5 protein-coding genes and 1 tRNA gene are annotated in these 4,158 nt (G+C 66.0%); 1 reads left to right on the forward strand and 5 read right to left on the reverse strand.

Going from position 1 to position 4,158, the window contains the following annotated elements:
* The 4 genes from NI18_RS19060 to yajC form a co-directional block, all read right to left on the reverse strand.
* Positions 1 to 267, reverse strand: a 267-nt coding sequence (locus NI18_RS19060; RefSeq protein WP_052149351.1) for an Mth938-like domain-containing protein, incomplete at its 3' end; no start/stop codon positions are given.
* A 39-nt stretch (positions 268 to 306) separates the two neighbouring features.
* The gene (gene secF, locus NI18_RS19065) at positions 307 to 1,272 is read right to left on the reverse strand and encodes a protein translocase subunit SecF (RefSeq protein ID WP_031441217.1); all 966 of its coding nucleotides are present in this window, start codon (positions 1,270 to 1,272) and stop codon (positions 307 to 309) included.
* 16 nt (positions 1,273 to 1,288) lie between these two features.
* Positions 1,289 to 2,893 carry a protein translocase subunit SecD gene (gene secD / locus NI18_RS19070; RefSeq protein WP_037532334.1) on the reverse strand — a complete coding sequence of 535 codons (1,605 nt, stop codon included), beginning with the start codon at positions 2,891 to 2,893 and terminating at the stop codon, positions 1,289 to 1,291.
* On the reverse strand, positions 2,893 to 3,231 hold the full coding sequence (yajC, locus tag NI18_RS19075) for a preprotein translocase subunit YajC (RefSeq protein ID WP_037532337.1): 339 nt from the start codon (positions 3,229 to 3,231) through the stop codon (positions 2,893 to 2,895). Before yajC ends, secD begins: the two co-directional genes overlap by 1 nt.
* A gap of 200 nt (positions 3,232 to 3,431) precedes the next feature.
* Here yajC and NI18_RS19080 point away from each other — a divergent pair.
* Positions 3,432 to 3,508: transfer RNA gene (locus tag NI18_RS19080), tRNA-Pro, on the forward strand.
* Positions 3,509 to 3,583: 75 nt separating this feature from the next.
* Here NI18_RS19080 and NI18_RS19085 read toward each other — a convergent pair.
* Positions 3,584 to 4,042: a DUF3617 domain-containing protein gene (locus NI18_RS19085; protein WP_084215302.1), complete on the reverse strand. Its 459-nt coding sequence runs from the start codon at positions 4,040 to 4,042 to the stop codon at positions 3,584 to 3,586.
* Positions 4,043 to 4,158 lie beyond the last annotated feature (116 nt).

Raw genomic sequence — 4,158 nt, forward strand, 5'->3', positions numbered from 1 at the left:
CACGCCCTGCGCCTCGACCGCGCGGCGGAAGGCGGCGGCGGGCTGGCGCAGCTGCGATCCGGTGCCGAGCAGCAGGAATTCGGGCTTGGGCGACAGCGCGAGGACGCTGGCGACATCGTCCGCGCCCAGTGCCTCGAACGGCGGCGGCGTCCAGCCGTCGGCGCGCGACGGGGTGATCAGCAGCGCGGTATAATAGCCGTCGTCGACCCGGAACCCGCCATGACCGATCGCCGAGATCATCGGTCCGTCGGTCTTTTCCTTGTCCATTCTCACGCGCTTGTCCTCACGTGCCGGGCCCGCCGCGCATCAGCGGCCGGCCTTCGGGCCCACGCGCTCGGCGTCGTCGCGGTCGCCCTTGCGGCCCTCGGGCTCGGCGCGCAGGCCGAGCGTGATGAGCAGCGACGACGACACGTAGATCGACGAATAGGTGCCGACGACGATGCCGAGGATCATCGCCGCGGTGAAGCCGCGCAGCACGTGCCCGCCGAGCACCAGCATCGCGGTCAGCGCGAGCAGGATCGTGACCGAGGTCATGACGGTACGCGGCAGCGTCTCGTTCACCGACAGATCGATGATCTCGCGCATGTCCATCTTGCGATAGCGGCGCATATTCTCGCGGATACGGTCGTCGATGACGATCTTGTCGTTGATCGAATAGGACACGATCGTCAGCACCGCGGCGACGATGTTGAGGTCGAATTCGAACTGCGTCAGCGCGAAGAAACCGAGCGTCATCAACAGGTCGTGGACGATCGCGACGACGGTCGACACGCCGAACTGCCATTCGAAGCGGACCACCGCGAACAGGCCGATGCCGAGGATGGCCAGCCCGACCGCGAGCAGCCCCTTGCTGATCAGCTCGTCCGAAACCTTGCCCGAGATCGTGTCGTATTTCGAGAAGGTCGCGCCGGGGAACTTGACCGCCAGATCGTCGGCGACCTTCTTGACGAGTGCGTTGGTCGCACCCTCGTCGGTGCTTTCGGGGATCGGCAGACGGATCGACAGCACGGTCGGATCGGCGAAGGACTGGATCGAGGCTTCGCCGACGCCGAGACGATCGACCTCGGTACGGACCGCGTCGATCGACGGCGGAGTCGCGAACCGCTCCTCGATCAGGACGCCGCCGACAAAGTCGACGCCCATGTTCAGACCCTTGGCGAAGACCAGCCCGACGGCGGCGAGCGACAGGAGGATGGTCAGCCCGAACGCCCATTTGCGGAGCGAGACGAACTTCAGGTTGGTGTTGTCGGGTACGAGTTTCAGCAGGCGCATGATGATGTCTCCCGCCTCAAATATTGATCGTGGTGGGGCGGTTCTTGCGCAGCCAGAGCGCCACGAGCATCCGCGTGAAGGTCACCGCGGTGAACACGCTGGTGCAGATGCCGATCAGCAGCACGACCGCAAAGCCCTTAACCGGGCCGGAGCCCAGCAGGAGCATGATCACGCCGGTGATCGCGTGCGTGACGTTGGCCTCGAAGATCGTGCGTGACGCCTCCTTATAGCCGAGCTCGACCGCCTGGACGATGTTGCGCCCGCGGCGGCGTTCCTCGCGAATACGCTCGTTGATCAGCACGTTGGCGTCGACCGCAGTACCGATCGTCAGCACGAAGCCGGCGATGCCGGGCAGCGTCAGCGTCGCGTTGAGCATCGCCATGACGGCGACGATCACGAGGATGTTGATGACCACCGCGAGGTTCGCATAGAGGCCGAACCGGCCATAGGTCACGAACATGAACACGATCACCGCGAGCGCCGCGACGATGCTGGCCAGCACGCCGGCGCGGATCGAATCCTTGCCGAGATCGGGGCTGACGGTGCTCTCGGCGATGATCTTCAGATTGATCGGCAGCTTGCCCGATCGCAGCGAGATCGCGAGTGCGTTCGCCGATTCGGTGGTGAAATTGCCCGAGATCGAGGCGCGACCACCGAGGATCGGCTCGTTGATGTTGGGCGCGGAGATCACCGAATTGTCGAGGATGATCGCGAACGGCTTGTTCGTGTTTTCCTGCGTGACCTTGGCGAAACGTCGTCCACCGACCGCGTCGAAGGTGATCGCCACCTGCGGCGCGTTGGTCTGCGGCTCGAACTCCTGGCGGGCATCGGCGAGCTGATCGCCCGAGATGATCACCGATCGCTTGACCGCGATGAACGGAATGCCCTGCGGATTGCCGGGGTAAGGAATGACCTGGCTGCCGACGGGGGCGATGCCCTTGACGAGATCGGCGGGGTTCGCGGTCTCGTCGACCAGCTTGAATTCGAGCTTTGCGGTCTTGCCGAGCAGGTTCTTGAGCGCCTGCGGATTCTGCAGGCCCGGCACCTGGACGACGATACGCGTCGCGCCCTGGCGGACGATCGTCGGCTCCTTGGTGCCGAGTTCGTCGATGCGGCGGCGGACGACTTCGGTCGCGTCCTTCATCGCGGTGTCGATCGCCTGCTGGAGCCCGGCCTCGGTCGGCTTGAGCACGAACCGGCTGGTGTCGACGACGTTGATGTCCCATTCGCGCTGGCCGCTCATCCCGGCGCCACCGCCGGTGATCGAGAGCAGCCGCTCGCGCGCGGCATCGACCTGGCTCGGATCGCGGAGCAGGAAGCTAAGCTGCCCGCCACGCACCGAAATATCGCCGATCGCGATCCGCGGCGTGCCGTTGCGCATCGTGCCCGCGATGCTGTCGCGCATCGCCTCGATCCGCGAATTGGCGAGATCGGCGGTGTCCGCCTCGAGCAGCAGATAGCTGCCGCCCGCCAGATCGAGACCCAGGTTGATCCGCTTATGCGGAATCGCCCGCCACTTGCTGGTCGTCGATTCGGAGAAGAAGCTCGGGATCGCAAGCGCGCAGAGCACGGCCAGCAGGCCGATGATCGACGCGACCTTCCAGCGGGGGAAATCCAACATCAGTCGTTCGCCGGCTTCGTGTTCGGGCTGGTGATGTCGGTGAGCGTCGCCTTGACGACGCGGACGCGCGTGTTGGGCGCGATCTCGACCTCGACGATCGCGTCCTCGACCTTGGTCACCTTGCCGATGATGCCGCCGGCGGTGACGACGCTGTCATTCTTCTTGACCGCCGCGACCGACGCCTGGAGCGCCTTCATCCGCTTTTGCTGCGGACGGATCATCAGGAAATAGAAGACGATGAAGACGAGGAAGAGCGGCGCGAGGCTCAGGAACGAGGCGATGCCGCCCGATGTCGCCGTCTCGCCGGCGGCCTGCGCATATGCTGGGGAAATGAACATGGAGTCCCGTTTTGGCTGGTGGGCAGGCGCCATACGCCCGCGCTCGCATGGGCGATGCCGCTATCACCGGTTGCCGCCCCGCGCAACCGATGCGCGCCGGTGAAGCGTGGCCGGGCCGCGATGAGACGGACGAATATGGGCTTTGCCGCAATCGCGTGCTTGCATCGTGCGCAACATCCGCATAATGCGCGCCCTTCGGTCGGGGCGTAGCGCAGCCTGGTAGCGCATCACACTGGGGGTGTGGGGGTCGCAGGTTCGAATCCTGTCGCCCCGACCAGAAATTTCCGGAGCCGGCCGCCAGAGGCGATGCCGCTCCCGGGCACGAAATATCGTGCCATTCCAGATCCTGGTGTCAGCGTTTGCAGACGGGGCCGGTGCGTGCCGCGACCTGATCCGCGACGATCCGCATCGCGCCCTTGTCGGTCTCGCCGGTCATCGTCATCCGTGCGGTAAAGCCCGTCGCGCCATAGCTGCCCGCGCGGACGATCCGCATCGGCGGCCCCTTTTTCTGCGGACAGCTCATGACATGGTCGATCCGCCCGCCCGCGAACTGTGCGCGCTCGACGGTGCAGCGCGCCTCGGGCTTGGGGACGAACAGCGCGGCGACGCCCGACGATGCCTGTTCGGGCGGCAGGCATTTGCGCTCGGTCTTCGATTTTCCGCGCATCATCCGCAGGATAAACCCCGGCGCACCCGGAATGACGAGCTCGACCGCGGTCGAGGTGATCGCCCAGGCGCCGGGCGGCAGCGCCTGCGCCGACGCGGCGGCGGGGAGCAGGAGAAGGGCGGACAGCAGGACGGGATGGCGCATAGGAGGGGCAGTCTGTAGCGCCGGCGGGGTGCTGGCAAGCGGGGTGCGAGGGGTTTTCATGGGCGAGATCATCAATTTGCGGCGGGCGCGCAAAGCGCGGGTGCGGCGCGAGGCGG

The sequence above is a fragment of the Sphingomonas sp. Ant20 genome, assembly GCF_000783375.1.
Classification (GTDB): Bacteria; Pseudomonadota; Alphaproteobacteria; order Sphingomonadales; family Sphingomonadaceae; genus Sphingomonas; species Sphingomonas aerolata.

What these genes read in the sequence shown, in the direction of transcription:
- secF (WP_031441217.1), bottom strand. Translation starts at nt 1,272, where the DNA reads ATGCGCCTGCTGAAACTCGTACCCGACAACACCAACCTGAAGTTCGTC.
- secD (WP_037532334.1), bottom strand. Translation starts at nt 2,893, where the DNA reads ATGTTGGATTTCCCCCGCTGGAAGGTCGCGTCGATCATCGGCCTGCTG.
- yajC (WP_037532337.1), bottom strand. Translation starts at nt 3,231, where the DNA reads ATGTTCATTTCCCCAGCATATGCGCAGGCCGCCGGCGAGACGGCGACA.
- NI18_RS19085 (WP_084215302.1), bottom strand. Translation starts at nt 4,042, where the DNA reads ATGCGCCATCCCGTCCTGCTGTCCGCCCTTCTCCTGCTCCCCGCCGCC.